This window comes from Vibrio sp. V38_P2S17PM301, assembly GCF_009904845.1.
In the GTDB taxonomy this organism is placed as follows: domain Bacteria; phylum Pseudomonadota; class Gammaproteobacteria; order Enterobacterales; family Vibrionaceae; genus Vibrio; species Vibrio proteolyticus.
Window position 1 is genome coordinate 20,311 of record NZ_WXWO01000085.1, and the last position, 26,350, is coordinate 46,660.

The 26,350-nt window shown below is 47.1% G+C and carries 16 protein-coding genes and 1 pseudogene; 14 read left to right on the forward strand and 3 right to left on the reverse strand.

Features of this window, described 5'->3' with window-relative positions; genetic code table 11:
- Nucleotides 1-27: 27 nt before the first annotated feature.
- From CAG64_RS18145 to CAG64_RS18155, 3 genes are read right to left on the reverse strand one after another with little or no spacing between them, the layout of a single operon-like run.
- Nucleotides 28-2,661 (reverse strand): PqiB family protein, encoded by a 2,634-nt coding sequence (locus CAG64_RS18145; RefSeq protein WP_161448747.1) that lies wholly within the window; start codon nucleotides 2,659-2,661, stop codon nucleotides 28-30.
- Entirely contained in the window at nucleotides 2,654-3,913 is a 1,260-nt protein-coding gene (locus CAG64_RS18150; RefSeq protein WP_161448749.1) for a PqiA/YebS family transporter subunit, read from the reverse strand. The genes CAG64_RS18145 and CAG64_RS18150 overlap by 8 nt, the downstream gene beginning before the upstream one ends.
- Nucleotides 3,914-3,943: 30 nt before the next feature.
- Complete coding sequence (locus tag CAG64_RS18155) at nucleotides 3,944-5,743, reverse strand: ABC transporter ATP-binding protein (protein WP_161457857.1); 1,800 nt, start codon at nucleotides 5,741-5,743, stop codon at nucleotides 3,944-3,946.
- A gap of 84 nt (nucleotides 5,744-5,827) precedes the next feature.
- On the opposite strand from CAG64_RS18155, the gene CAG64_RS18160 reads away from it, so the two are divergent.
- The 14 genes and pseudogenes from CAG64_RS18160 to CAG64_RS18225 form a co-directional block, all read left to right on the forward strand.
- Nucleotides 5,828-6,301: a GAF domain-containing protein gene (locus CAG64_RS18160; protein ID WP_021703241.1), complete on the forward strand. Its 474-nt coding sequence runs from the start codon at nucleotides 5,828-5,830 to the stop codon at nucleotides 6,299-6,301.
- 97 nt (nucleotides 6,302-6,398) lie between these two features.
- On the forward strand, nucleotides 6,399-7,025 hold the full coding sequence (proQ, locus tag CAG64_RS18165; RefSeq protein WP_021703242.1) for an RNA chaperone ProQ: 627 nt from the start codon (nucleotides 6,399-6,401) through the stop codon (nucleotides 7,023-7,025).
- A gap of 17 nt (nucleotides 7,026-7,042) precedes the next feature.
- Nucleotides 7,043-9,043 carry a carboxy terminal-processing peptidase gene (gene prc / locus CAG64_RS18170; RefSeq protein ID WP_161457856.1) on the forward strand — a complete coding sequence of 667 codons (2,001 nt, stop codon included), beginning with the start codon at nucleotides 7,043-7,045 and terminating at the stop codon, nucleotides 9,041-9,043.
- Nucleotides 9,044-9,175: 132 nt separating this feature from the next.
- Nucleotides 9,176-9,841, forward strand: a complete 666-nt coding sequence (locus tag CAG64_RS18175; protein ID WP_161448829.1) for a hypothetical protein — start codon at nucleotides 9,176-9,178, stop codon at nucleotides 9,839-9,841.
- Nucleotides 9,842-10,009: 168 nt separating this feature from the next.
- Entirely contained in the window at nucleotides 10,010-12,616 is a 2,607-nt protein-coding gene (gene pepN / locus CAG64_RS18180) for an aminopeptidase N (RefSeq protein ID WP_161448827.1), read from the forward strand.
- A 41-nt stretch (nucleotides 12,617-12,657) separates the two neighbouring features.
- Entirely contained in the window at nucleotides 12,658-12,876 is a 219-nt protein-coding gene (locus tag CAG64_RS18185) for a DUF2835 domain-containing protein (protein WP_161448825.1), read from the forward strand.
- Nucleotides 12,877-13,063: 187 nt separating this feature from the next.
- A complete protein-coding gene (locus CAG64_RS18190) occupies nucleotides 13,064-17,905 on the forward strand; it encodes an NAD-glutamate dehydrogenase (RefSeq protein ID WP_161448823.1) in 4,842 nt (1,613 codons plus the stop codon).
- Between the two features lie 46 nt (nucleotides 17,906-17,951).
- The gene (pyrD, locus tag CAG64_RS18195; RefSeq protein ID WP_161448821.1) at nucleotides 17,952-18,962 is read left to right on the forward strand and encodes a quinone-dependent dihydroorotate dehydrogenase; all 1,011 of its coding nucleotides are present in this window, start codon (nucleotides 17,952-17,954) and stop codon (nucleotides 18,960-18,962) included.
- A 181-nt stretch (nucleotides 18,963-19,143) separates the two neighbouring features.
- Nucleotides 19,144-19,686 carry a cell division protein ZapC gene (locus CAG64_RS18200; protein ID WP_021703249.1) on the forward strand — a complete coding sequence of 181 codons (543 nt, stop codon included), beginning with the start codon at nucleotides 19,144-19,146 and terminating at the stop codon, nucleotides 19,684-19,686.
- A gap of 526 nt (nucleotides 19,687-20,212) precedes the next feature.
- Nucleotides 20,213-22,342 carry a bifunctional 23S rRNA (guanine(2069)-N(7))-methyltransferase RlmK/23S rRNA (guanine(2445)-N(2))-methyltransferase RlmL gene (gene rlmKL / locus CAG64_RS18205; protein ID WP_161448819.1) on the forward strand — a complete coding sequence of 710 codons (2,130 nt, stop codon included), beginning with the start codon at nucleotides 20,213-20,215 and terminating at the stop codon, nucleotides 22,340-22,342.
- 1 nt (nucleotide 22,343) lies between these two features.
- Complete coding sequence (locus CAG64_RS18210) at nucleotides 22,344-22,586, forward strand: glutaredoxin family protein (protein ID WP_161448817.1); 243 nt, start codon at nucleotides 22,344-22,346, stop codon at nucleotides 22,584-22,586.
- Nucleotides 22,564-24,477 (forward strand): ABC transporter ATP-binding protein, encoded by a 1,914-nt coding sequence (locus CAG64_RS18215; protein WP_161448816.1) that lies wholly within the window; start codon nucleotides 22,564-22,566, stop codon nucleotides 24,475-24,477. Before CAG64_RS18210 ends, CAG64_RS18215 begins: the two co-directional genes overlap by 23 nt.
- 12 nt (nucleotides 24,478-24,489) lie before the next feature.
- Nucleotides 24,490-26,124, forward strand: a complete 1,635-nt coding sequence (locus tag CAG64_RS18220) for a DUF3466 family protein (protein ID WP_161448814.1) — start codon at nucleotides 24,490-24,492, stop codon at nucleotides 26,122-26,124.
- A gap of 165 nt (nucleotides 26,125-26,289) precedes the next feature.
- A pseudogene (locus CAG64_RS18225) lies at nucleotides 26,290-26,350 on the forward strand (ribosome modulation factor); the annotation flags it as partial.

The window sequence follows — 26,350 nt, forward strand, 5'->3', positions numbered from 1 at the left end:
GCCATTGGCTGCGCGGTGTATCGGAGACTACGGCTTAGGAATGGCGGTCCGCCATTTGAGCCAGTTATCTTCGGCGGCGGGATAAAGGTAGAAAGACTGGCCTTTTTTCGCTGCAGGAGAGAGATTGGGCTGTTCAGGTGTCGCGAAAGAAATTCCGCCGCGCACCAGTGAGTCCAATGTGCCGGCTTTTATGCTCGCGCCTGCCAGACCAATCGAAACATCGACACCGGAAGTATTCCAGAATACGGTATTAGTGCGAATCAAATAGGCGTATTGAGGCTGGATCCGGATGGTACTGACCACACGATCAGCGAATTCGCCCAAACGCACGTCTGTGACCTCACCAACTTCCATATCACGGAATAAAACTGGCGTACCTACGGCCACGGAACCACGCTTTTCTGCCTGTAAGGTAAACTCAATACTGTTGGTTTGCATCGGTTGGTGACCCAGAGAAAATAGACTCTGGGTTTTTCCTTTGCCGGGGGCGACGTCAATTGATTTACTCAGCAGATTCTGCAAGTTTTTAACACCACCAAGGCCAATTTCAGGCTCCGCCATCCAAAAGTGACTACCGGCTCGTGCGATGTGATCGGCAAATTCAGGTAAGACGCGCACTTTCACCTCGACTTCATTACTTTTGAAACTTGGGTAAACGAGTGATACTTCACCCACCTGTACACCATTGTATTTCAGAGGGGTGCCTTCACTGATGCCCGTATCCCCCTGGGCGAGCAAGGTAATAACATGGCCAAATTTTCGCGCCGACTTAAAGTCAGGGTAGAGCTTCCACTTTTTATTGAGTTTGTTTTCAACTCCCGGTAGAGAGTCAAAGGCGATGCCACCCTGGATAAGCGTTTTAAGTGGCGCGGCTTTGACGTTGATTCCCGTCAGGCTAGCATCAACCTCAACACCAGAACGGTTCCAGAATACCGTTTGTGGTGTAAGCAGGTGTTGATATTGATTTTCAATCGTAGCAGTGATGACGACGCCACCGTCAACCAAATGAAAATCGGCGATACTGCCGACCTGCAAGTTTCGATACAGCAGTGGACTGCCTGCTGAAATAGGCGGTAGTTCACTGGCAAACAGGGTCAGGCGCTTAGAGCCGGATTGATTGTACTTGGCCAGCTCAGCGAGGGATTTGTTTGGATAGAGCGGGTAGGACTCGGCCGCTTTTTCTGCGCCTTCGCTGACAAAACTGATGGATCCGGACAACAGTTGTTTGGCGGGCGGGACAGAGATGTTAAGACCAGATTCTGTCAATTCAGCACTGGCGCTGCCAGTGACATAAAAGCGGTTTCTGGATTTGATGAGATTGGCGTACCGATTGTCTATCAGTGTATCGAAACGCACTTTGTCATGCTCCAGCGCGACCTGTGTGATGGAGCCGACAGCAATACCTTTGTAGAGAATGTTAGCCCCGACGTCCAGCCCGTAAGAGTTATCAGAGTATAGGCGTACCACTACAGAACGCGCTTGTTCTTTGTTGAACTCATCTTTGCGATCCGCCGTAAACAGGCGTGAACGATCGCCGTTACCCGGATAGATGGTCAGATAGTTGCCTTTTACTAAATTGGCAATGTTTTCAATGCCGGACAAAGATACTTTGGCCTCTTCAAGGACAAATTTACTGCCCGTGTTGAGCATGTCACTGAATGCCGGCTGTATCGCTGCGGAGGCGATAATTTGCTGTCTGCCTTCGCTTAGTTGTAAGTCCGTGACCTGACCAATTTCCAAACCTCGATACATGATGGGTGCGCCGTGCGCGCTGATCTGGTTGTCATCGGGCAGGATGATTTTGATTGGGATACCGCGCCCTGCGGTCTTAAGATCCTGGTAGAGCCTGAATTGCGTGTTCTCTTCAACCGGCAGACCGCCATCCGGAGAATCCACCGCAATGGCACCGCTCAAAAGGGCACTAAAGCTCTCCAAACGTACATCCACACCATCAAAGCCGATACTGGTTCCGATACCGCTCACGTTCCAGAATCGGCTTTGGTCTGTGATGATCTTGCGGTATTCATCTTTGATGTAAGCCTGAATTAATACCGACTTGGCGTCCGGGTCTAATTGATAGTTGTACACTTCGCCAATGGGGATTTTTTTATAAACGATCTGTGACCCCATGGAAACGCCACCCAGATCGCGCGCTTTGAGCGTAATGGTCAGTCCTTCACGACCTTTGAGATCCGCAGGTGCCCGGTCGAGTGCGGTGTACTGGTTGAGCGGTTCCGACTTGACGTCACTGGGTTGAATGGCGATATAGTTTCCCGAGACCAGCGCATCCAAACCGGAAATCCCGGAAAGACTGGCCGTTGGTTTCACCAGCCAAAAGCGGGTATCTTTCGACAGCAGTTTTGTGGCTTCGGGATAGATATCGGCATCGACATAAATATTTTGCAGATCGTCGGTAAGTTTGATGTCACGTACCATTCCGACTTCGAGACCTTGATAGCGGATGGTTGTTCGTCCAGCGACCAGCCCCTGCGCATCAGAGAAATAAATTTGAATCCGGTCACCGGCATCGTGTATCGCTTTCACCAGCAGCCACCCGGCCAATACCATAGTGAGGATGGGTAAAATCCAAAGTGGCGAGATACCTTTGTTACGTTTTACGTCTGGTGTATACGAGTTTTGATTCGATGATTCTTTACTCATTCTCTGACTCATTTTGTGGTGTAGATTCGCGGTAGTTGTCCCAGATAAGTCTCGGATCGAGGCTTTCGGCAGCAAGCATTGTCAGTACAACCACCACACCAAAAGCTACAGCGCCGTAACCCGGCGTGAAATCAAGGATTTGTCCGCGATCGACTAATGTCATCATTATAGAAATAACAAACAAATCCATCACTGACCATTTTCCTATCCATTTGACGACAAAAAAGATAGTCATTCGCTGGCGATGATACACCTGACGTTTGAACTTGATGGCCAGTAACAAATAGCTTAAACCGAGTATCTTGGCGACAGGCACCACAATACTGGCAATAAAAATAATGGCAGCAATACCGGACATGCCATTGTTTACCAAAGAGGCGACGCCAGAGAAGATGGTATCTTGCAAGCGCTGTCCGTTGGTGATCAAAATCGATATTGGAATCAGGTTCGCTGGAAAAATAGCAATGGCAGCGGCGACCAAGTAGGCCCAGGTTTTCTGAATGGAGCGTGGTTTACGATGGTGAATCGCTTCATGGCAGCGAATGCACTGTTTGCCTTCCGGCTGGGACAGGTGGCAGTTGTGACAGTGTAACTCTTTGCATTGGAAGGCGTAATTGATCTCCGGACTCCAGGCTTCCCAGTAACGACGTACGCTAATTCGACTGATCAATAGCACAACGGCGAGTTGCAACAGCACAAGTCCGTACAGGCCGGGTCCGACAAAAATGTCTGAATAATCCTGCAGTTTAAAACAACTAATGGCGATACTCACCAGAAACACATCAAGCATCACCCAGTGTTTAAGGTGTTGGATCAACCACAGCGACACACGCAGTGTTTTGAAGGAGTGGATACGCAACGCAGCATGTGCGGCGACTACTGAGGCGCAGACAATGAATGGGGCGATAGAGCTGCAGAACAGTACCAGTATCCCTAACATGACAAAGCCTTCTTGCATCAGAGTAAATACGCCATCGGGCAGTGTGGCCGGAATCATGACACCAAATAGACGGATACTGATGAAGTTAAACAAATGAGACGGAAGGAACAGCAGTAAACAGGTAATGGCGATTGCCAGATTGCCAGACAGAGAAGCGGAACCTCCTCGGTAGAGCCGCGTGCCACAGCGGGGGCAGTAAGCACTTTTACCGTGCTCGACATCCACGACATCGACAGGCAGCTCACAGCCTTGGCATAAGCGGACGGTATTGACGTCCGCTTGATGGGCGTTCAGGGGACGGGCGTTTCTCACTGAGTGCCCGCTAATTTGGTTACGCTGTCACTAATACGCGGAAGACTGTACACTCCCGTATAGTGTTTGATACAAGCCGTCCTGTTCAACCAGTTCTCCATGCGTCCCCGTTTGAGTTACCTGACCGTCTTCCAAAACATAGATGAGGTCGGCTTGTTTTACCGCCGACAGGCGGTGTGCCACGATTAATGTTGTCCGTCCATTCAGAAATTCGGACAGGGCTTTATGCAGTGCCGCTTCAGTGGCCGTGTCTAACGCCGATGTCGCTTCATCCAGAATGACGAATTTTGGATCGCTCAGTACCATCCGGGCAATCGCCAGACGTTGTCGTTGTCCACCGGATAAACGAATGCCGTTTTTACCAATTTGCGTATCCAACCCTTCACTGAGTTGAATCGTGACATCCTGCATCTGAGCAACTTCCAATGCCCGCCATAATGACAAGTCATCGTAGTGCCCCCCGAGGGTCAGATTATGCCTTAAGCTGTCATTAAATAGTATAGGTTGTTGTAATACCACGGCTATTTGATCACGAATAACGTCAAAGCTGATATCGGTGGTTGATGCGCCGTTGAAACGGATCTCACCTGACGAAGGCTGATAGACGCCGATAAGTAATTGAATCAGAGTCGATTTACCCCCGCCACTGGCGCCAACCAGCGCGACTTTCTTACCAGCAGGAATGCACAACGACAGGTTGTTTAATACCTGATGATCGGAGTGATAAGCAAAACTGACGTTATCGACCATCACGTCAACTTCACGATCATCAGTGAACGGGTTGATTTTACTTTTTGGTCGCTGTTCCTCTTCTAAGTCGAGCAGGGCATTGATCCGATTTAGTGCGGCTTTGGCGCTATACCAGGAAAACTGAATGCCTAGCAACTCCTGGACTGGACCAAGCATAAACCAAAGATAGCCGAACACGGCAAAGATCTGACCAATCGTAAGGTCACTAAATAGCACCATCAGCATCGCAACGGCACGAAACAGTTCAAAACCGAGTAAAAAAAGCAGAAAGGAAATGCGGCCGGCAGCTTCTGATTGCCAGGCATACTTGTCCGCAGCCAGGCGTACGTCATTGGCTTGAAGCTTCAGCTGTTGCAAAAACTCCCGTTCCCGGTTGGCTGCTCTGAGTTGATAGATCCCATCAAGCGTCTCTACCAGACGATTCTGGAAGGCTTCGAACGATTGGTTTTCTTTCTTTTTCAAATGCTTGACTTTGCTTCCGAGTTTTCGCGAGAAGTAGATCACGACAGGGTTCACCAGCAGAATAAACAATCCGAGACGCCACTCCAGCCATAGCAATACAATCGCGGTACCGATCACCGTTAAAAAACTGATGATGAATTTGCTCAAAGTAGAACCGATGAACTGATCAATGGTTTCGATGTCTGTAATCAAATGAGCATTGATGCCACCGCTGCCTTTAGTTTCGTATTGGCGGATGCTGATGCGTCCGAGTTTATCGATCATTTTCTCACGCATTTTGTACGTGATGGTTTTCGACACCAGTGTAAACTGGCGGCTTTGGACGATGTTTAATCCCTGACTGATGGTGCGCATTAAAACAACCAACAGCAGAGTTAACATGATGTAACCTGTTGCTGTTTGCCATTGCAGAGGCATCACCGCGTTCATCATCGCCAGACCCGTACCAGGCTTGTTCAGCAGAACTTCATCTACCATGAGTGGCATCAGCAGTGGGATAGGGACGCTGACCAAAGTGGCCACCACCGCAATCAGGTTGGCGAGAATCAGCTTGGCCTTATGTTTTTTTACTTGTTTTATAAGCCAGGAACGGCTAATAGTGTCAGGGTTGTTAGTCATTATAATGAGAATGAATCCTATTTAGATTTTGGTATTGTACTGATAACCTATTTGGAAGTCTCTAGTTTTCACTTGGAAGTTAATATGAAAATAGAACATTATCAGCGCTTAACTAAGCAAGCAGTTGCGCTTTTGGAATCAGAAAAAGATCTTATCGCTAACCTGTCGAATCTCAGTGCGTTGTTAAACATGGAATTGGAAGACCTGAACTGGGTTGGATTTTACCTGATGAAAGATGACGAGTTGGTGCTTGGACCGTTCCAGGGCAAACCAGCGTGTGTACGTATCCCGGTTGGTCGCGGCGTATGTGGTACTGCTGTGGCAACCAATGCAGTTCAGCGTGTGCATGATGTACACGCTTTTGAAGGACATATTGCTTGCGATGCGGCAAGTAACTCGGAAATTGTTATCCCATTTTCAATCAATGGCAACATTGTTGGTGTATTAGATATCGACAGCCCTTCAGTTGGTCGTTTTAGCGACACTGATGAGGAAGGATTAACACTTTTGATGTCAGAAGTTGAAAAGCTGCTCAATTCGCACGCAGCCAACGCATAATTTGCTTCTAGACTGTGGTTTTTCGCTTGCAGGTCACTATAATACCTGAAATATTTATCTTAATGCTCGCGGAAAACCGCATTAACCAGGAATCCTCATGGAAAACACTGAAAAGTTAAAAAACAGCAAAGAAGTTATCGCATACATTGCTGAATGTTTCCCTAAGTGCTTTACTTTAGAAGGTGAAGCAAAACCTCTGAAAATTGGTATTTTTCAGGACCTTGCTGACCGTCTGAATGAAGACCCGAAAGTAAGTAAGACCCAGCTTCGCGCAGCGTTAAGACAATACACATCTTCATGGCGTTACCTGCACGGTGTTAAACCGGGTGCAGTTCGTGTTGACCTAGATGGCAACGAATGTGGTGTATTAGAAGAAGAACACGTTGAACACGCAAAAACAGCACTTGCTGAAAGTAAGGCTCGTGTTCAGGCTCGTCGCAAAGAGCAAGCTCAAAAAGCCCGTGATGAAGGTAAAGCAAAACCAAAAGCGAACAAAAAGCCTCAACAGGCTCGCCGCGCCCAACCTAAGTCTCAAAAACCAAATAAACCAGTTGAAACGCGTGCTTTAAATGCAGATGAAATGACCGTCGGCAAGCAGGTTAACGTAAACATGGGTAAAGGAAACATGGCTGCGACCATTGTTGAAATCAATAAGGAAGATGTGCGTGTTCAACTAGCAAACGGCCTTCAAATGGTTGTAAAAGCGGAGCACCTGCGCGCATAAAGGAGATACTCCTACGCATGAAATGCCGTTCAAAACTAACTATGATCGCTGCTGGCCTCTGGCTGGCAGCTTTTTCAGTTCAGGCTCTTGAAGCCAAAATCGCGAAGGACGATTTACCCGTTCTTCAACCTGAAGTTCAGCATGAAACCGCTGCCAAGCGGGTAACCTCACGCTTTACTCGTTCTCACTACAAACACTTCACACTGGATGACCAGTTCTCGGAAGCGATATTCGAGCGTTATCTGGAACTTCTGGATTACAATCGTAATATTTTCACTCAGGCTGATATTGACTCCTTCAAAGCGTGGTCAGTTCAGTTGGATTATCAACTGAAAGCCGGCAATAACCAGATTGCGTTTGAGGTTTATAACCTGTCGATGCAAAAGCGTTACGATCGGTTTAAATACGCATTATCGTTACTCGATAAAGAGATGACGTTCGATACTGATGAGTCGATTGAGTTGGATCGCTCCAAAGCGGCCTGGCCGAAAGATGAAGCAGAGTTGAATGATTTGTGGCGTAAGAGGGTGAAATACGACCAACTGAATCTGAAAATGACGGGCAAAACCTGGCCAGAGATTCAGGAGATGTTGGGTAAACGTTACAACAACGCCATCAAACGTCTTAGCCAAACTCACAACGAAGATGCGTTCCAGCTCTACATGAATGCATTCGCACGTCAGGTCGATCCCCACACCAGTTATCTGTCTCCACGCAACGCCGAACAGTTCCAGTCAGAAATGAATTTGTCTCTGGAAGGGATCGGTGCTGTGTTGCAAATGACGGACGATTACACTGTGATTCGATCACTGGTTGCTGGTGGCCCTGCGTCTAAGAGCAAGCAATTGAGTGAAGGCGACAGAATCATTGGTGTTGGCCAGGAAGGCAAGGCGGTCGTTGATGTCATTGGCTGGCGTTTAGACGATGTTGTTGAGCTGATTAAAGGGCCAAAAGGGACCAAAGTGATACTGCAAGTCTTGCCGGAAGGTAAAGATGTAAAAAGTCACACTGTCACAATTGTCCGAGATAAGATTCGCCTGGAAGACCGCGCCGTAAAATCAGAACTGATTGAAAAGAATGGCAAGAAAATTGGCGTGCTTGAAGTGCCAAGTTTCTACGTTGGTCTGGCAAAAGATACCGACAAACTGATTTCGGATCTCAAGAAGAAAGGCGTCGAGGGGATTATTGTCGATCTACGCAATAACGGTGGCGGCGCTTTGACAGAAGCTACGGCGTTATCGGGCTTGTTTATTACTAGTGGCCCGGTGGTACAGGTTCGTGACAGTTACGGTCGTGTAAATGTGAATAGTGATACGGATGGGCAAATCAGCTATAACGGCCCAATGACCGTGCTGATCAACCGCTATTCCGCATCGGCTTCAGAGATCTTTGCTGCCGCAATGCAAGATTACGGTCGTGCCATCATTCTAGGTGAGAACTCATTCGGGAAAGGTACGGTTCAGCAGCATCGTTCGCTGAATCATATCTACGATCTGTTCGATAAACAGCTCGGCTACGTGCAGTACACGATCCAGAAATTTTACCGAATTGATGGTGGCAGTACTCAGAATAAAGGTGTAATTCCAGATATCGCGTATCCGACGGCAATCGATCCAAGTGAAACCGGTGAGAGTGTTGAAGATAACGCGCTGCCTTGGGATAGCATCGATCAAGCCAACTACCGGAAGTTGAATGATTTTTCTGCACTTATCAAAACGCTGCAGTCTGAACATGAAGCTCGTGTTGCTAAAGATATGGAGTTTGGTTTTATCCAGCAGGATATCGCGCAATACAAAGCGGAAAAAGACGACAATATGCTTTCATTGAATGAGAAAACTCGTGAAGCGGAAAGTGACAAAGCGGATAAGCAACGTTTGGATCGTATTAATGAGCGTCAGAAAGCCACAGGTAAAAAAGCGTTCAAATCGTTGGATGACATTCCTAAAGATTACGAAGCGCCAGATGCGTATCTGGATGAATCAGTGGCTATCATGGTAGACATGCTAAACAGCAAGTAACCAGCTAAAGTAAATCGAAGCGGGCAGTGATGCCCGCTTTTTTTGTATTCTAAATTATTGTGATGGATATCAAAAATATCGCGCTATCGTATTAACAGTTCTAAGCTTAAAGAAAAGTGCGGGAGATGCGCGATGACGAAATGGATTTTGTTGCTATTGGCTTGTTTTAGCCTGACCGCGGCGAGTTGGGAGACCCCACCTAAAAATGATTTAACTCAATTTGATTTACCATTTCTGTTGGGTGACTGGTACCTACTTAATCCGGAGCCTGAGCAGTCTCAGGAGAACTTTCTCGCCATTAAACTCAGTTTGAGATCAACGTACTCGTTTTCCATTGATATCCAGAAGAAAGATTACAGTGTGGATCACTGGGAAGGTTTTTATACAGCCAATGAAGATACGATCATCTTGGGTGTTAATACGACTGAGCCTCAGATTTACGCGTATGAAGGAAACCATAACTTACTGAACCTGAACGGGGTGACTTTCACCAAGGCCTTGTCAAATGGCCTGGCAGGAGTGTGGTCGAGTGCTGAATTATCGGGTGATGATATTCAAGCCAGTGACGTTCAGCATATGGATTTGGTGCTTCAGCCGGACTTTATTTTTATGTTTCGAGCCACTAATGGTGAAGGCGATGAGGCCATCCATCGTGGTGTCTACTACACCGAAGACAATAATTTGGTCTTGATGTATGAAAACGGTGAGCACGAGACAACTTATTCTTTGAAGCGTGATCAACTCACGCTGCAAGGCGATGATGGAGAGATGTTCGCAGTGCTGGACCGAATAAGATAACATAATGTTTGTTTGCCGTTTCCGCTAGATATTTCACTGTTTTTGTAGATAATATCAGCAAAATAACGAGGTATTTTTTGAATACCTCGTTTTTTCGTTTACGCTCTTGTAACTGCGTATCATCACCCTCAGATATAAGGGTATCAACTCGTCAAAAGGATTAAGACAATGGCTCATACTCCTCAAGCCAAATATCGTAAAGATTATCAATCGCCTTCTCACACCATCACTGATATTGACCTGACATTCGATTTGCATGACAACGCGACCGTTGTTACGGCCGTTTCCAAGGTAAGACAGTTGAAGGACAGCACAACGCTGAGCCTGGATGGAGAAGGTCTGGAGCTGAAGGACATTCTGGTCAACGACACACCATGGACGGACTACAACCTGACAGAAAGTGGCTTGGAGATTTTATCTCTGCCAATCGAATTTGATTTAACGATTGTTACGCTGATTGACCCAGAAGCTAACTCGGCTCTGGAAGGGTTGTACAAATCGGGCGGGGCATTCTGTACACAGTGTGAAGCGGAAGGTTTCCGTCGCATCACGTATTATCTTGATCGCCCGGATGTGTTGGCGAAGTACACCACCAAAGTGATTGCTGACAAAGCTGAGTATCCGTATTTACTTAGTAATGGTAACCGAATTGCAGAAGGTGATTTGGAAGGTGGCCGCCACTGGGTTCAATGGCAGGATCCACATCCGAAACCTGCGTATCTGTTTGCATTGGTGGCGGGCGATTTTGACGTATTGCGAGACAGCTACATCACTAAATCAGGCCGCAATGTGGCGCTGGAAATTTTTGTCGACAAAGGCAATCTTGATCGAGCCAATCACGCCATGGTTTCGCTGATCAACTCAATGAAGTGGGACGAAGAGCGTTTTGACCTGGAGTACGATCTGGATATCTACATGATTGTGGCTGTCGATTTCTTCAATATGGGTGCGATGGAAAACAAAGGTCTGAACATCTTTAACTCTAAGTTTGTGTTGGCCAATGATCAGACAGCGACAGATACCGATTATCTGGGTATTGAAGCGGTTATTGGTCATGAGTATTTCCATAACTGGACTGGCAACCGAGTGACATGCCGAGACTGGTTCCAACTGAGCCTGAAAGAAGGGTTGACCGTATTCCGTGATCAGGAGTTTTCATCCGATCTCGGCTCTCGTGCCGTAAACCGTATCAATAATGTTCGTATTATTCGCGGTCCTCAGTTTGCTGAAGATGCCAGCCCGATGTCACATCCGATTCGTCCAGAGAAAGTGATTGAAATGAATAACTTCTACACCTTGACGGTGTATGAGAAAGGCAGTGAAGTGATTCGAATGATGCACACCTTACTGGGCGAAGAGGGATTCCAGAAAGGCATGAAGCTGTACTTTGAACGTCATGACGGTACCGCGGCGACTTGTGAAGATTTCGTGGCTGCGATGGAAGATGCCTCCGGTATTGATCTCAAGCAATTCCGTTTGTGGTACAGCCAGTCTGGCACTCCAACTTTGAAAGTAACGGATGAGTACAATGCGGCCGATCAAATGTATACGCTCACGGTTGAGCAGTCGACTGAAGCGACTCAGGATCAGGCTGATAAACACGCGCTGCACATTCCGTTTGATGTCGAGCTGTATGATGCCAAAGGTAACGTGATTGAGCTGATCTCTGGCGGTGAAGCGGTATCGAATGTGCTTGATGTGAAACAGGCCAAACAGACGTTTGTGTTTGAAAAGGTGGCAGAGAAACCGGTTCCGTCTCTGCTGCGTGAGTTTTCTGCGCCAGTTAAACTGGAGTACGACTATTCAGATGACAGCCTGATCTTCTTAATGGTGCATGCACGCAATGAGTTTGCTCGTTGGGATGCCGGTCAGATGCTGCTGGCCAAATACATTCGTAGCAATGTTGCTGGTGTGCAAAATGGTGAAGACATTGTGTTACCGGAAGCGGTTATCGACGCATTCCGTGGAGTCTTGCTGAGTGATACGCTTGAACCTGCATTTATCGCCGAAATGATGGCACTGCCTTCTCATAATGAAGTCTCTGGCTGGTACAAGCTGGTAGATGTTGATGCCATTGCTGCAGTACTGAAAGGTATCAAAGTGCAATTGGCTGAGGCGTTGGAAGATGAATTTGGCGCGCTTTACCATAGCCTCAAGCAAGACGTTTACAGTGTTGACCATGCTGCAATCGGTAAACGTGCATTGCGTAATGCCTGCCTTGGCTACTTGGCCTATACCGAGCAAGGTGATGCGTTGGTACAGAGTCAGTACGCGCAGGCGAATAACATGACTGACACGATGGCTGCGATGGCTGGAGCCAACAGTGCTCAGCTGGCTTGCCGTGAAACTCTGATGGCGGATTACAGCGATAAGTGGAAACACGATGGCCTAGTGATGGACAAATGGTTTGCGCTACAAGGGTGTAATCCGGCGGAGAATGCATTGGACGTCATCAAGAAAACGATGAGTCATGAAGCATTCAGCCTTAAGAATCCAAACCGTACCCGCAGCCTGATTGGTTCGTTCCTGAACATGAACCCAGTGCGTTTCCACGCGAAGAGCGGTGAAGGTTATGCGTTTGCCGGAGAGATTTTGCGCGAATTGAACAGCTCGAATCCACAAGTGGCCTCTCGTCTTATTGATCCTCTGCTTAAATTCCGCAAGTATGATGAAGAGCGTCAGTCTCTGATCAAAGCCCAATTAGAAATGCTGAAGGGCATGGATAATTTGGCTAACGATCTGTATGAGAAAGTCACTAAGGCTCTGGAAGCATAAACCTTTGAAGGGGTGACCAAGGTCACCCCGATTTTAAGCTGATGAACACGTATTTTTTTCGTCTTAACATTTCGTATCAGACCTTTCTAGCACACTATTCTGGTATGGCAGCATCTGTTTTGGTGGTGACTGAGCAGGGGGGGCGGTTGCAATTACCCGCATCACGCTTTCGTCCATTTTTAACTCAGATTGGAGTAAAAGGTCGATTTCGGCTAACAACTGACCAAAACAATAAGTTTTTAAAGTTAGAAGTTCTGTGAGCAGCTAATTTCATAGCGATTTAAATAGAATCTTAATCACATTCTCAAACATTTCACCTCTTACCAGCTCTAAAATCATTAACTATTTGTCAATAAAGCTTTTACAATAAGGCGTGCATTACCAGTAGTAGGCACTATGCTTACTCCAACCCCTACAATAAAAAATAGCCTTATAGTGGAGTCGTTTATGACCGCGCGTGAAACTCTGATGCCGGTTCTTCTTGAAAAAGTGTACAAGCTTATTCAAGACAAACTCGAGCTTGCTCATCAACCCCTCGTAACTCAACTTGCGCAACATTTATTTAGCAACATTTCTCAAGATGATTTGATTGAGAGAAATGAATCCGACCTTTATGGTGCGGTGGTCAGCTTGTGGCACCACATCAATGATAAGAAGCCGGATGAGTTATCAGTCAGGGTGTTTAACCCAACCGTCAGCCGACAGGGCTGGCAATCGACACACACTATCGTAGAAATCGTCCTTCCTGACAGTCCTTTCCTTGTTGACTCCATCAAAATGGCGCTAAGCCGCCTAGACCTTGTTTCCCACCTGATGCTTCACGGTCCGACACAGATCGAACGTGATGAAACCGGTGACGTAACCGGGATCAACAATGGTGAAGGGGTATTTCAGTCTCTGTTCCATGTGGAAGTTGACCGCCTGAGCAGCAAAGAGGAAATGGCGTCGCTTAAACAGGAATTGCTCAGCATTCTTGAAGATACTGCTCTAGTCGTGAAAGACTGGCGCTCCATGGTCGACAAACTGGAAACGGTAACCGGCAACCTAGAAAAACATAAGAAAGAGATCCCGATCGAAGGGGATCGTTTTGAAGAAACGATCAAATTCCTGCGTTGGCTGGGGGATCATAATTTCACGTTCATGGGGTACAAGGAATACGATCTTGTCTCAGTGGATGGCGTAACCGAATTACGTCCGACCAAAGAAAAAGGCCTGGGCCTGTTCCAGGATGATAGCCGTGTACGCAGCGTAAAACTGACCGAGTTTTCTGACTCCGCTCGTCTGGAAGCGAAGAAACCCTACCTGCTGATCGTGACGAAAGGAAACAAACAGTCTCGTATTCACCGTCCTGCCTACACCGACTACATCGGAATTAAGAAGTTTGACAAAAACGGTAAGGTTATTGGTGAACATCGCTTTACTGGCCTGTACACCTCTGCGGTTTATAACCAGAGTGTGGAAAGCATTCCGCTGATCCGCGAGAAGGTGGAACGTATCCTGAAAGCCAGCGGCTACCGCGAAGGCTCCTATTCTTACAAAGCGCTACACAACATCATGGAGAACTACCCACGTGATGAGCTGCTGCAAGCAAAAGAAGAAGAATTGCTTGAAGTGGGGATGGGTGTGGTTCAGATGCAGGATCGCGATCTGCTGCGCTTGTTTGTCCGTAAAGACCCGTTTGGGCGTTTCTTCAGTTGTATGGTCTATGTCACCAAAGATCGTTACAACACGGAGCTGCGCCGACAAACTCAGCGTATATTGAAAAACTATTTTGGTTGTGAACAAGAAGTCGAGTTCACCACTTACTTTTCTGAAAGCCCACTGGCGAGAACGCACTATATTGTTCGTGTTGACAACAACAATATGGACGTTGATGTAAAACTGATCGAGCAAAACTTAATGGAAGCATCTTCAAACTGGGATGATCGTCTGTCTGACGCGATCGTAGCTAACTTTGGTGAAAGCAAAGGCCTGCCTTTGTCAAAAGAATACCTGCGCGCCTTCCCACGTTCTTACAAAGAAGATGTCATGCCAGGCTCCGCCGTAGCGGATATTGAGCGACTGGAAGCACTGAGTGATGATCATAAACTCGGCATGTTGTTCTACCGTCCACAAGAAGAAGCATCCGATTCCAAAGCAGTACGTCTCAAGCTGTATCACCGTGACGAGCCAATTCACTTGTCTGATGTAATGCCAATGCTGGAAAATCTTGGTCTTCGTGTTATCGGCGAATCGCCGTACGAAGTGATTAAGTCCAACGGTCAGACATACTGGATCCTGGATTTCTCAATGCTGCATAAGAGTGAGAAAACTGTGGATCTTCGTGAAGCTCGTGATCGTTTCCAACAAGCTTTTGCCGCCATTTGGGCCGGTAACCTGGAAAGTGACGGCTTTAACCGTTTGGTATTGGGCGCATCACTGACAGGACGTGAGATTTCGATCCTTCGCGCTTATGCACGCTACATGCGCCAGGTTGGCTTCCCATTTAGTCAGCAGTACATTGAAGACACACTAAACCATTACCCAGATTTGGCGAAAGGTTTGGTGGAGCTGTTCTCGAAGCGCTTTGATCCAAAAACCAAAGGCAGCCAGAAAGGACAAGCGGATCTCATTGCCAATATTACTGAGCAGCTGGATCATGTCGAAAGCCTGGATGATGACCGTATCTTACGTCGCTACATGGAAATGATTACCGCGACGTTGCGCACAAACTACTACCAGCTTGATGAGAACAAACAGCCAAAACCTTGGTTGTCTCTGAAGATGAAGCCAAGTGAGATTCCAGAAATCCCACAACCAGTACCTGCCTACGAGATCTTTGTGTATGCACCGGATATTGAAGGTGTTCACTTGCGTGGTGGTAAAGTAGCCCGTGGTGGTCTGCGTTGGTCTGATCGTCAGGAAGATTTCCGTACCGAAATTCTCGGTCTGGTGAAAGCGCAACAAGTTAAAAATACGGTTATCGTACCGGTGGGTGCAAAAGGTGGTTTCGTTTGTAAACGCCAGCCATCATTGACGACCCGCGATGAGATCTTTGCAGAAGGACAACGTTGTTATAAGCGCTTTATCCGTGCATTACTTGACGTTTCTGACAACATCATTGAAGGGGAAGTGATTCCGCCTCAGAGCGTTGTGCGTCATGATGAGGATGACCCATATTTGGTTGTTGCTGCGGATAAAGGTACCGCGACATTCTCGGATCTGGCGAACTCGGTGTCTGCGGAGTACAACTTCTGGTTGGGCGACGCGTTTGCGTCTGGCGGCTCAAACGGCTATGACCACAAAGCCATGGGTATCACGGCGAAAGGTGGCTGGGAATCGGTGAAACGTCATTTCCGTGAAATGGGCATCGATTGTCAAACCACAGATTTCACTGCGGTGGGTGTCGGTGATATGGCGGGAGATGTGTTCGGTAACGGCATGCTGCTGTCAAAACACATCCGTCTGCAGGCAGCCTTTAACCACATGCATATCTTCATTGATCCAACCCCAGATGCCGCAAGCAGTTGGAAAGAACGTGATCGCTTGTTCAAACTGCCGCGTTCAAGCTGGGAAGATTATGATCCTAAACTGATTTCCAAAGGGGGCGGCATCTTCTCACGCCGGGCCAAGTCGATTTCACTGACGCCGGAAATTCAGAAGATGCTGGGTACCAAGAAGGCATCGGTAGCGCCGAATGATCTGATTAAGATGATCCTGAAAATGAAAGTGGATCTTCTGTGGAACGGCGGGATCGGAACTTACGTGAAGGCTTCGACGGAAACGCATACTGACGTAGGTGACCGTGCGAATGATGTACTGCGTATCGATGGTCGTGAATTGCGAGCCAAAGTGGTGGGTGAAGGTGGTAACCTGGGCATGACGCAACTTGGCCGAATTGAGTACGCTCTGACTGGCGGTCGCGTGAACACCGACTTTGTCGATAACGTTGGCGGTGTTGACTGTTCAGATAACGAGGTCAACATTAAGATCTTCCTTAATGGCTTAGTGGCGAATGGCGATCTTACGATCAAACAGCGCAATACGATCCTGGAATCGATGGAAGACGAAGTTGGCGAGATCGTTCTGGAAGATGCCTACTGTCAGTCTGAGTCCATTTCAGTGACTGAACAGCAGGGCGTTTCTACCGTGAAAGAACAGATCCGCTTTATCCATACTTTGGAGAAAGCTGGTCAGTTGGATCGGGCATTGGAATACATCCCAGATGATGAAACGCTGTTGGAGCGTGAGAAGCAAGGCCTGGCACTGACTCGCCCTGAACTTTCTGTTCTGGTTGCGTATGGCAAAATGGTGTTGAAAGAACAGTTGGTACACGATGATATCGCCAACGATGAATATCATGCGCAGCAGTTAATCAACTACTTCCCGACTGAGTTACGCCGTAACTATTCTCAGTATATGCAGAACCACCCGTTGCGAGCGGAAATTATCGCAACAGCGCTGGCGAACCAAATGGTGAATGAAATGGGCTGTAACTTTGTCACCCGTCTGCAAGAAGAGACTGGTGCCAATGTAGTTGATATCGCTAACGCTTATGCGGCATCCCGTGAGATCTATGGTCTGGACAAAGTGCTTCAGCAGATTCGAGAGCTAGACAATAAAGCGGAAGCGCAAACGCAATACGATTTGATGTTCTATGTTCGTCGTACGCTACGTCGACTGGCTCGCTGGTTACTGCGTAATCGCACTGGTAAGCAATCGGTGAAACTGCTGGTGGAACTGTATCAGTCCGATGTGAACACCATAACCGAGAAGCTGGATGATATGCTGGTTGAATCGGAAGTGGCTGAGCACAATGAGATGGCACAGGCGTGGATTGAGAAGGGCATCTCGGCTGAATTGGCCAATTATGTCGCACGTTTGTCTAGCCTGTACTCAGTACTGGATATATCCACAGTGTCCCGTGAAAAAGGCAAAACTGTTGAACAAACCGCCAAACTGTATTTCAATTTGGGTGACCGTTTGTCATTGCACTGGTTCCTGAAACAAATCAATAATCAGGCGGTGGATAATAACTGGCAAGCGCTGGCTCGTGCGGCCTTCCGTGAGGATCTGGATTGGCAGCAACGTCAGTTGACTGGCCAGGTTCTGAGCTGCAGCTGTGCACCTGAAGAGTTGGATGTTATGCAAGCGCTGGAAGACTGGATTCAGGCCAACGAAGTCTCACTACAACGTTGGGACAACATTCTCAATGAGTTCAAAGTGGGGTCAGTACATGAATTTGCGAAATTCTCTGTGGCATTGAGAGAATTGATGCTATTAAATTTGAATTGTGCTGCAAATGAGTAAATAATAAGGCCCCGTTTATACGGGGCTTTTTTCTTTCGGAGGCACAATGCTTTACCGTCTAGCCAGAGCTGGCTTTTTTCAACTTGATGCCGAAAAGGCACATGATCTTGCAATTCAGAATTTCAAACGTTTCACCGGCACTCCTCTCGATCTTCTTTACCGTCAACAACTTCCACACCGACCTGTCGAATGCATGGGACTGACTTTCCGCAATCCAGTTGGACTGGCCGCGGGTCTGGATAAAAACGGTGAGTGTATCGAGGCATTCGATGCAATGGGGTTCGGCTTTGTTGAGGTGGGAACCGTTACGCCTCGCCCTCAACCAGGTAACGACAAACCACGTCTTTTCCGTTTAGTTGAAGCGGAAGGCATTATCAACCGGATGGGGTTCAACAACCTGGGTGTGGATAATCTGATTGAGAATGTTAAAAAAGCGAAGTTCGAATGTGTACTGGGTATCAACATTGGTAAGAACAAAGATACGCCAATTGAAAAGGGCACTGAAGACTACTTGATTTGTATGGAGAAGGTGTACGAATACGCCGGCTATATCGCAGTGAACATCTCCTCTCCGAATACTCCTGGACTTCGTTCTCTGCAGTATGGAGATGCTTTAGATGAACTGCTGTCATCTTTAAAAGAGAAGCAGTCGGCACTGGCGGAAAAGTATGGCAAATACGTACCGCTCACCCTGAAGATCGCGCCGGATCTTAGTGACGAAGAGATCACCCAGATCTGTGAATCGTTGATCAAAAATAATATCGATGGCGTCATTGCAACCAACACCACACTCGACCGAACTATGGTGGAAGGAATGAAGCATGCGAACGAAGCCGGTGGATTAAGTGGACGCCCGGTTCAGTCGCGCAGTACGGAAGTCGTACGTCGTCTTCACGAAGAGTTGGGTGACAAGCTACCTATTATTGGGGTGGGTGGTATCGATTCGTACGTATCGGCCAAAGAAAAGCTGCTGGCCGGCGCCAAGCTGGTTCAGGTGTACTCTGGTTTTATCTACCATGGTCCGGGATTGGTGCGAGACATCGTTAAGAATCTTTGATTGAGTGACACCGTCACCCTCAAATTTAGTCGTGGCAATTCGTTTTTTAAAGAGGAAGTGAAAATTCATTTCCTCTTTTTTTTTATCAATACGCTCATAGAATTACAGTAATTGTCGGCAAAGGTAATTAAGCGTTTTACCTTGGAAGTTTAATTATAAACTGAATTTGAGAGTTGGAACGATGCTTAAACCCAGTGATAAATGGACTTGGTATTATGAAGACAGGGAAGGCTACTTAATGCTGGACCTGGGCGAAGACATGATATTCAAGACCAATCTAGAGCGTAAACTGCTTGTCGATTGTGCCGTTGGCATCAACGAATTTTCGGTTGATGATGCATCTGCATTCCAAACGTTTAAAGAACAAATTTCTCTTCTGCCTCTGAGCGAGCCGCGTCAGGCGGAATTGGCACTTTATTGTGTTGCCGCGAAGCGATTCCATAAGCCTGTTCAGCCTAAAAGTTGGTTTTTTGATGCACAGGGTGACGAATGTCAGCCCTCTGAAGGTGACATCGTTAAACTTAGCAACAGCGCCAGTTCGGGCCATTTCATCGTGTTAGAGGTAGGGGATAACGCCAGCTTAGTTGCATACATCGATCTTGAAGAATTCCAGATGTCAGGCAGTAAGTCTCTTGTGTTTGGTCAGGCTATTAAGGTGATGCACGACCGTATGTTGTTGGCCAACCAGTTATTTCAAACCCACTCATACGCTATGGTGGGCTAATCACTTTCCCTATACATTTGTTTCGTTCCTTTTGTTTCATTTCCTATATCGGCCTCTGAGCCGATTTTTTTTGTCCGCAATTCGGCCAGAAATCGCTCTTATCACCACCAATTCTGAACGCGAGAAAGCAGGGACACCCAGAGCAATTGAACACCATCATGGTGTCTCAAAGTTAAAATAGGTCAAAAATTTCACTTTTTTGTTGTTCCTTATTTGCCCATTATTTCATCGTCATTCCTCAAAAATTCCCATTTTAAGGTCAAAATGTAATAAATTTACACTGTAAAGGTCTGTGTGGTATAGACCAATATTGCATGGAATAAGTATTCACTTCGCTTGTGCGTCTTTATTTACGTTATTGAGTGCGAAGAGAAGTTGATGGAGAAGAATTTTAAGAAACAATGCGACAAAGCTGGTCAATTGATGTCCGTTTGGTGTCTCCACCGGAGAAAAGTGGAGGATAGATTTTCTCAATGCAGGGATGTCGGCTATAATGACGGGTCATTTTTATTATCTAAAGAGCACTATGCATCAATATCTTGCGGTTACCTCAAACGGTCTTGAGAACCTGTTAGTTGACGAGCTTATTCAGTTAGGCATTAGCAATCCGAAACCTGTTCAGGCAGGGGTTAAGTTCAAAGCGACAAATGAACAGATCTATCGCTGCTGTTTGTGGAGTCGGTTGGCATCAAGATTTGTGCGTGTGCTGGCCGAGTTTACTTGTCAGGATGACATGGATCTTTACCTGTCAGCGTCTGCGGTCAACTGGGTGAATCATTTCCACAGTTCGAAGAAGTTTGTGGTGGATTTTAATGGTACAAACCGTGAGATTCGAAATAGCCAGTATGGCGCGATGAAAGTGAAAGACGCGGTGGTGGATTGTTTCAATAAGAAAGGTTTACCTCGTCCGTCGATCAGTAAGGATCATGCGGATCTTCGCCTTCATGTGCGCCTGCACAAAGACAAAGCTTTACTCGGTATCGATATGGTCGGTGGTGGTCTTCATCAGCGTGGATATCGGACTGAGTCAGGTCGTGCACCTCTACGAGAGACGCTTGCTGCAGCGATTGTGTTACGAAGCGGGTGGGACGCATCTAAATCCCTGTTAGACCCTATGTGTGGTTCAGGTACTTTGCTTATTGAAGCGGCTTTGATTGCGGCCAATATGGCGCCTGGCGTCATGCGCAAGAAATGGGGTTTTGAAGTGCTAGAAGACTTTGAACCGGATACCTGGGCAGAGATTAAATCTGAAGCGAATGTACAGGCAAGGCGCGGTGTCAAAAAAGTTGACGCTAAGTTTTATGGCTTTGACAACGACCCTCGGGTGTTGAAAACAGCGCGCGAAAATGCCAGACGTGCTGGTGTTGAAGAACTGATTCGCTTTGAACAGGGAGACGCGGCTCAGGTTAGTCGTCCAGAAGGCTTCGAAGAGGGGGTGATCATTTGTAACCCTCCCTATGGTGAACGTTTGGGCACTCATCCGGGATTAATTGCTCTGTACACCGCGTTTGGGGCGCAGCTTAAGTCTCAATTTGGCGGATGCCAGGCATCGATATTCTCCAGTTCAGATGAGTTGTTGAGCTGTTTGCGTATGCGCGCTGACAAACAATACAAATTGAATAATGGTGCGTTACCGTGTCACCAAAAGAACTATTCTATTTCAGCCCGGGTGAGCGAGAATGGCGGCGAGAGTACCAATCAAGAGTCATTAATTGCGCCTGATTTTGCGAACCGTTTGAAAAAGAACCTGGGTAAAATCGGCAAGTGGGCGAGCAAAGAGAAATTGGACTGCTACCGAATTTATGACGCAGATTTACCAGAATATAACGTAGCGATTGACCTCTATCTGGATAATGTCGTGATTCAGGAATATGCGGCTCCAAAAAACATCCCAGAAGAAAAAGCGAAACGACGCCTGACGGACATTATCCGCGCGACCATTCAGGTGCTTGGGGTAGAAGCTAACAAAGTTGTTTTAAAGGTACGAGAAAAGCAAAAAGGCCGCTCTCAATATCAGAAGCTAGGTCAGGAATCGCAAATGATGGAAGTGCAGGAGTATGGTGTAAAGCTTCTGGTCAACTTACATGACTATTTGGATACCGGCCTGTTCCTTGACCATAAACTGACTCGTCGGAAACTGGGTCAGATGGCGCAAGGAGCTGACTTCCTTAATTTGTTCGCTTATACAGGGTCTGCAACGGTTCATGCTGCATGTGGCGGTGCGAAATCCACCACAACCGTTGATATGTCCAATACGTATTTGGACTGGGCAAAGGAAAACATGAAGCTGAATGGCCAAGTCGGACGTCAGCATCGTTTTGAACAGGCCGACTGTTTGCAATGGTTAGAAAAGGCATCGGAGCAGTTCGATCTGATTTTTATCGATCCACCGACGTTTTCTAACTCTAAGCGTATGGAGCAGACATTCGATGTTCAGCGCGACCACGTACAGTTAATGACAAATCTTAAGCGCTTGTTACGTGCTGGTGGCACCATCGTATTCTCCAATAACAAGCGTCACTTCAAGATGGACATGGACGCACTGACGGAACTGGGGCTGAAAGCACAGAATATTTCGTCTCAAACGTTGCCGCTGGATTTCAGTCGCAACAAACACATTCATAACTGCTGGCTGATTAGTCACAAGGAAGACTGATTTGATTACGTTGTACAGTACAGAAGGATGCCATCTCTGCGAGATGGCATTTGGACTGGTTAAACAATTGGATATGGCAGATGCAGTGCAGGTTATTGATATTGCACTGGATGATGCGTTGTTTTCACGTTACGGTGTCACCATCCCCGTGCTTAAGTACAATGATTCGGAACTCAATTGGCCTTTTGACCTGGAAGAATTAAAAGATTGGTTAGGAAATAATGGCATTACTTACCATCCATAACGGGGTACTCGCATTTGGCGATCACCCGTTATTAGATAATGCAGACTTTACGCTGCAAGAAAATGAACGTGTGTGTCTGGTTGGCCGAAATGGTGCAGGCAAGTCCACGTTAATGAAAGTGTTGGCCGGTGAAGTTCAGATGGACGACGGCAAGCTGCAAATCATGCAGGATGTCATTGTTTCTCGTCTGGAGCAGGATCCGCCTCGTAATCAGGACGGTAACGTTTTTGATTACGTCGCTGGTGGCCTGAAAGAAGTCGGGCATCAACTTAAGATCTATCAGGATCAATTAGATCTGGTGACCGAAGACCCTTCAGAAACCAATATTAACAAGTTATCGCGTATTCAGGAGCAGCTTGAACACTCTGGTGCCTGGCGTTTTGAAGATCGTATCAAAAATGTTCTGAGCGCATTGAAACTGGATGGTCATACCAAGTTGACCGACTTGTCGGGTGGATGGCAAAGGAAAGCCGCCTTGGCCCGGGCGTTGGTGAGCGACCCGGATGTCCTGTTGCTGGATGAGCCGACCAACCATCTGGATGTCACGACCATTGAATGGCTCGAGGGTTTTTTGAAGGACTTTCGTGGTTCTATTATCTTTATTTCTCATGATCGAGCCTTTATTAAATCGATGGCGACACGTATCGTTGACCTGGACCGAGGCCAATTGAGTTCTTTCCCGGGCAATTATGAGAATTACCTGGTAGAGAAAGAAGAGATGCTGCGTGTCGAAGAGATGCAAAACGCAGAATTTGATAAAAAACTCGCTCAGGAAGAAGTTTGGATTCGTCAGGGCATTAAAGCTCGTCGTACGCGTAATGAAGGCCGGGTAAGAGCACTGAAGAAACTGCGGGAAGAGCGTCAAAGTCGTCGTGATGTGCAAGGCAAAGCCAATATTCAGATCGATGATGCATCACGCTCTGGTAAGATCGTATTTGAAGCTGAGGATCTCAGCTACAGCATTGACGGTCAGAAGATCGTATCGAACTTCAGTTTTAATGTGATGCGTGGGGAGCGTATTGCACTGATTGGCCCGAATGGTTGTGGCAAAAGTACCCTGTTGAAAATTCTGCTGGGCGATCTTCAACCGGATTCCGGTCGATTGCATTGTGGCACCAAGCTGGAAGTGGCGTATTTTGATCAATACCGTGAGATACTCGATCCAGAAAAATCCGTCATCGATAACCTTGCTGATGGCAAGCAGGAAGTTATGGTTGCTGGACGTCAGCGTCATGCTTTGAGCTACCTCCAGGATTTTCTGTTCGCGCCTAAACGCGCAAGAACACCCGTAAAAGCGTTATCTGGTGGGGAAAAGAACCGCTTGCTTCTCGCACGTATTTTCCTTAAACCCAATAATTTGCTGGTGCTCGATGAACCAACCAACGATTTAGATATCGAAACGTTGGAACTTTTAGAAGATTTACTTGCCAATTATCAGGGCACGTTACTTTTAGTCAGCCACGATCGTCAATTTGTCGATAATACGGTCACGACAAGCTGGATTTTCGAAGGCGATGGTGAGATTGAAGAGTTTGTTGGTGGATATCATGACGCTCAACAGCAGCGTTTGCAGGTGCGTAAGGCTCGTTCGGCTGATAACGCACCCAAAACGCAGCAACGAGTTGAAGAAACTCCCAAAACAACGCAACAGAAGCCTAAGTCGAAAAAGTTATCGTATAAACTACAGCGCGAACTAGAGGCTTTGCCTGCGCGTTTGGAAGAATTAGAAACCGAGATAGAAACGCTACAAGAGCAGGTGAATTCGCCGGAGTTCTTTAGTCAGCCTGTCGATACCACCCAATCTATCTTGGATCAGCTCTCCGCTACGGAGCAGGAATTAGAAAGTGCATTCGAGCGTTGGGAAGAGCTCGAAGCCATGCAACAGGAATAGTTAGTAATAACAATGAGTAATACATTCAAGTTATCAGCAGTTGCGGCCACTGTATTTGCCGCAATGAACGCCAATGCTGCGATTTACAAAGTGGTTGAGGTTACACCATCTGCTTTATCTGGATACGCCGAGTCATACGGTGTTGCAATTCAACCTTCTGCAGACGGAGAAAACTGTTTCACCAGTACGTCATGTGGCAATGGTGATGCCTACGCGATGGGCGTGGAAGGGCGCAAATGGGCAGAGGGCGTCAGCTACCGTGAAGAGCTTCCTTTTGCGATGGACAATCGCTTTCGTTATATCGACGATAAAAATGATTTTGAAAGCTACTGTAATGCGCAACTAGGCTACTCAACTTGCGAGTCTTGGGCGCAGACAGAGTGGGAAGGTTACAGCAAAGAGCTGTCTGGCGATTACACTAATGGTCAGGCGCAAATCGTTGGTGCTGGTGGTGAGTCTTTTGACTCGAACACGTCTCTGAATAGCCTCGACAAAAATGGTAATGCGATTGGCAATAGCCGTGATGGCAGCACGCGTAACAAAGCGTTTGCGCCATTTAGCCTGTTTTTACCAACCAATGAACCAAACGTTGTTGAGTCGCGAGCATTCAATTCAGATGATACTGGCGACTATGTGGTCGGTAGCATCTCCCGCTTCAAGAAAAATGGTAACGGCGATCACCACTCATCGAAAGCAGCAGTCTGGAACAGCAATGATACGTCGTCTGTTACAGAGTTTTCTTGGGGAAGTGGTGCTAAAGAGCAGGACTCTGACCGAATAGCTCAAGCCAGTATGCGCGATGTTCTGGTCAAAGAGAGCAAGTTCTATGGTGTGGGCTACAACACCTACAAAGATCAGCGTATTGATGCCACCGTGTTTAGCTGTGACCGTGATACTTCAACGGGTACATTGTCTAACTGCGCAAGTAAGCAGGTGTCGAACGCAACCAGTGGCAGTGATTACAAATACTCCAACTCTGTGGTTGAGAAGGTCAATGCCAACGGTGTGGCTATCGGTGTTGCTAAGCTAGCGGGTAACAAACCAGAAAACGGCTCGGCGGCGAACAAAGTGTTCTACGTCAGTGATGTGACAAGCCCTTCAGCCACTTACATGGCGGATTCTGGTCAGTCTATTTTCTTTAAAGGTGCGGGTGGCCAAGCGGGGAGTATCAACAATCTCAACGAGTTAGTTGGTCAGACTGACGCGGAACAGAACCGCGAAGTTGATGGCAAACCTCGTCGTAAACGTGGCTTTATTTATCCTCTTTCTATCGGTGACGTGACACCAAACAGTGTTTTTGGTAACCGTGCTTGGATCCTGGATGATCTAACCAATGATGGAAACGCTACAGGTAACAACAACCAGTTCCGCGTTATTGATGCTACAGATATCAACGATGCCGGCGTCATCTCGGCGACAGCCCTGAAATGTAGCGGTGGTTACGACACGATTGAGCACAACTCTTATTGTGGTGGCGGCAGCGGTGCCGAGCAAATTGTGGCGGTGAAATTGGTTCCAATCCAAAGTGCGACTAACGCTGATATTCAAGAGCGTAGTGTTGAGCGTCCGCCAGTAAGCCGCAGCGGTGGTAGCCTGGGTTTCTTGGCTTTGACAGTGCTTGGCTTCCTAGGGTTCCGTAAAAAATAGGTCAATTTGTATACTAGAGCACAGGTTCACAAATTTGAATCTGTGCTTTTTTTATACCTTGAGAAAGCGGCCGTTTTGATCGATTCTTAATAGTGGAGTCATAAAAGCTCCACAAATATTTAATAGTAGTACGTTAGACACTTTTTTATGTATGAGGACGACACTATGAAGAGACAAAAGCGTGACCGCCTGGAACGAGCGCAATCTCAAGGATATAAAGCAGGTC

What these genes read in the sequence shown, in the direction of transcription:
- CAG64_RS18145 (WP_161448747.1), bottom strand. Translation starts at nt 2,661, where the DNA reads ATGAGTAAAGAATCATCGAATCAAAACTCGTATACACCAGACGTAAAA.
- CAG64_RS18155 (WP_161457857.1), bottom strand. Translation starts at nt 5,743, where the DNA reads ATGACTAACAACCCTGACACTATTAGCCGTTCCTGGCTTATAAAACAA.
- CAG64_RS18160 (WP_021703241.1), top strand. Translation starts at nt 5,828, where the DNA reads ATGAAAATAGAACATTATCAGCGCTTAACTAAGCAAGCAGTTGCGCTT.
- proQ (WP_021703242.1), top strand. Translation starts at nt 6,399, where the DNA reads ATGGAAAACACTGAAAAGTTAAAAAACAGCAAAGAAGTTATCGCATAC.
- prc (WP_161457856.1), top strand. Translation starts at nt 7,043, where the DNA reads ATGAAATGCCGTTCAAAACTAACTATGATCGCTGCTGGCCTCTGGCTG.
- CAG64_RS18175 (WP_161448829.1), top strand. Translation starts at nt 9,176, where the DNA reads ATGACGAAATGGATTTTGTTGCTATTGGCTTGTTTTAGCCTGACCGCG.
- pepN (WP_161448827.1), top strand. Translation starts at nt 10,010, where the DNA reads ATGGCTCATACTCCTCAAGCCAAATATCGTAAAGATTATCAATCGCCT.
- CAG64_RS18185 (WP_161448825.1), top strand. Translation starts at nt 12,658, where the DNA reads ATGAACACGTATTTTTTTCGTCTTAACATTTCGTATCAGACCTTTCTA.
- CAG64_RS18190 (WP_161448823.1), top strand. Translation starts at nt 13,064, where the DNA reads ATGACCGCGCGTGAAACTCTGATGCCGGTTCTTCTTGAAAAAGTGTAC.
- pyrD (WP_161448821.1), top strand. Translation starts at nt 17,952, where the DNA reads ATGCTTTACCGTCTAGCCAGAGCTGGCTTTTTTCAACTTGATGCCGAA.
- CAG64_RS18200 (WP_021703249.1), top strand. Translation starts at nt 19,144, where the DNA reads ATGCTTAAACCCAGTGATAAATGGACTTGGTATTATGAAGACAGGGAA.
- rlmKL (WP_161448819.1), top strand. Translation starts at nt 20,213, where the DNA reads ATGCATCAATATCTTGCGGTTACCTCAAACGGTCTTGAGAACCTGTTA.
- CAG64_RS18215 (WP_161448816.1), top strand. Translation starts at nt 22,564, where the DNA reads ATGGCATTACTTACCATCCATAACGGGGTACTCGCATTTGGCGATCAC.
- CAG64_RS18220 (WP_161448814.1), top strand. Translation starts at nt 24,490, where the DNA reads ATGAGTAATACATTCAAGTTATCAGCAGTTGCGGCCACTGTATTTGCC.